General features: G+C 62.9%; 2 pseudogenes. Both read right to left on the bottom strand.

Going from position 1 to position 2,459, the window contains the following annotated elements:
- Positions 1 to 95: 95 nt before the first annotated feature.
- A pseudogene (locus AC0L3N_RS33770) lies at positions 96 to 806 on the bottom strand (ATP-binding protein).
- A 15-nt stretch (positions 807 to 821) separates the two neighbouring features.
- Positions 822 to 2,338: pseudogene (istA, locus tag AC0L3N_RS33765) on the bottom strand (IS21 family transposase).
- Positions 2,339 to 2,459 lie beyond the last annotated feature (121 nt).

Here is a 2,459-nt window from a genome sequence, read left to right as displayed (position 1 = left end):
CCATTTCACGCGATGGTGAGCGCTCATTTCATTTGATCGTGAGCAGGTGTTTCACGCGATCATGAGCGGCCGCTTCGCTCGACCTGTTCATTGATTCAGGTGTTTGCGGCTGCGTCAAGAGCATGGGCGCGAGCGTTGTGTTTTCGCATGCTTTCTCCGGTGAGTTGAAGGCGGTGAGCGTTGTGAACGAGGCGATCCAGAATCGCATCACCGAGGGTGGGATCGCCGATGACGTCGTGCCAGTGCTGCACGGGCATTTGGCTGGTTACGATGGTCGAAGCTCGCAGCCATGGCGATCATCGAGGATTTCCAGGAGGTCGCGGCGCTCGGCAGCGTTGAGAACGGACAGGCCCCAGTCGTCGAGGATGAGGAGTTGAACGCGCCCGAGCGTCTTGAGCAGGCGGCCATAGCGCCCGTCACCGATCGATTATCGCGGCAGGCTTTGTGGCCAAGGGCGCAGGCGAGCCAACTCTTGCCCAGGCCGGTTGCGCCTGTCACCAGGAGATTCTCGTGGCGGTCGATCCAGTCGCCGCCGACGAGCCTGGCGAAGACGGCGCGGTCGATGCCGCGCGGGGTGCGCAAATCGACATCTTCCACGCATGCGCTCTGGCGCAGCGCAGCGAATTTGAGGCGCGTCGTGAGCCGTTGGTGTCGCGCTCGGCGGCTTCGCGATCGACAAGAAGCCCGATGCGCTCCTCGAACGACAGGGCATCGAGATCCGGTGTTCGTCGCTGCTCCGCGAAGGCCTTGGCCATTCCGGTCAAGCCGAGTGTGATGAGCTGTTCATAGGTAGGATGGGTGAGCATTGGGAACTCCATGGTTCAGTGGAAATAGCCCTGACCGCGGATATTGCCGTGGCGCAGGGGTTGGTGGTCGGGCGTCTCGTCGAAGAAAGCGCGATCAAGGCCGTTCTTGAGGATTGAACGGATCGACGCGACAGAGCGAGCCTTGATGAGGATGCCGCGTTGGCAGGCTGCATCGACGCGCGCGTTGCCGTAGCTCTTGGTCAGCGCCAAGGTGCGAAAGCCCTGCTCGGGATGCGGCCGGTCATCGATGACGGCCTGGAAGAAAGGCTGCGGTGGAAGGACCAATCTTCTCGCCGGCCGCGATCAATCCTCCTGGCGTCCACTTGCCGTAGCGGCGATGCGTGCTCGGCATGTGATCGGCAACGGTCGTATGGCCGCGCCGGTTGGGCGCACGGGCGTGGCTGGCGATCCGCTGCCCCTTGTGGAAGACCTCGACTGTCGGCGATGCGCACATCGACGAGCTCGCGAATGAGGCGGTAGGGCGTGGAGTACCAGTGCCCGTCGACCTCCACGTGATAGTCGGGCGCGACGCGGCAACGCTTCCAGCGCGCAAAGAGGTATGGCTGGTCCGGCAGTTCTCCCAGCTTCGGCCTGTCGATCTCGGCGAAGAGTTCAGCGCGGCTGGAGCCGAAGCCGCGCATCTGGCGGGCGTTGAGTTCGGCGACGAGCAGGTGGATGGCGACGTTCAGCTCCGCCAGGGAAAAGAAGCGCTGGTTGCGCAGCCGCGCCAGGACCCAGCGCTGGGCAATTTGCACGGCGACCTCGACCTTTGCCTTATCCTTTGGGCGTCTCGGCCTGGCTGCGAGAACTGCGGTGCCGTAATGGCTCACCATCTCGGCATAGGTACGGTTGAGACCGGGGTCGTAGCGATCGGAGTTGGTGACGGCGGCCTTGAGATTGTCGCAGACCACGAACTTCGGCACGCCGCCCAGAAAGGTGAAGAGGTTCGTGTGCACCGCCGATCCAGTCGGACAGGTTCTCGCTCGGGCATGCCTCGGCGTAAGTGTAGTTCGAGGCGCCCATCGTTGCGACGAACAGCTTCATGGGGTGCGCTTCGCCGGTGACGGGATCGAAGATGTCGATGGTGTCGCCGGCGAAATCAACCAACACCTTCTCGCCGCCCAGGTGTGTCTGGCGCATCGTCGGGCGCGCGCGCTCTTTCCAGGCCTCGAAGGTCGTGCATAGCCAAAGCCGTCGGGATTGGCGGCGCGATACTCCTACCACAAGAGCACCCGCGTTACGCCGCGGCGGCATAACTCCTTCTCCACATAGGCCCAATCGGGCACCGGCCGGCTGGGGCTTTGCGACGCCGCCTTCGGCGCCGGGAAGAGCAGCAGCTCGAGGCCTTCCTCATCCATCCCTTCAGGCAGAGGCCAGCTCAGCCCAGCAAGACGGGCGCGCCGCAGATAACCATGCACGACGCCATTGCTCACCCCAAGCGTGTGCGCGATGGCGCGCTCGGTCAGGGCCTGGACATGCCTTAGACGTAAAACTTCTCTGATCCGGCGCATCGACAATCTCTGGGTTGGCATCAGGCTTCCTCGTTTTTGAACGAGGCATCCTGTAGACTGGCTGAGTTGCGGCCGAAGCGTCCCGCACCTCCGAAAAGGTGCTCACGATCATCTGAAATCGTTGCTCATGATCGTCTGAAAT

Source organism: Mesorhizobium sp. WSM4807, assembly GCF_055811615.1.
Note: the sequence above shows the minus strand (reverse complement) of the source record. Positions and strands in the feature narration are given on the sequence as shown.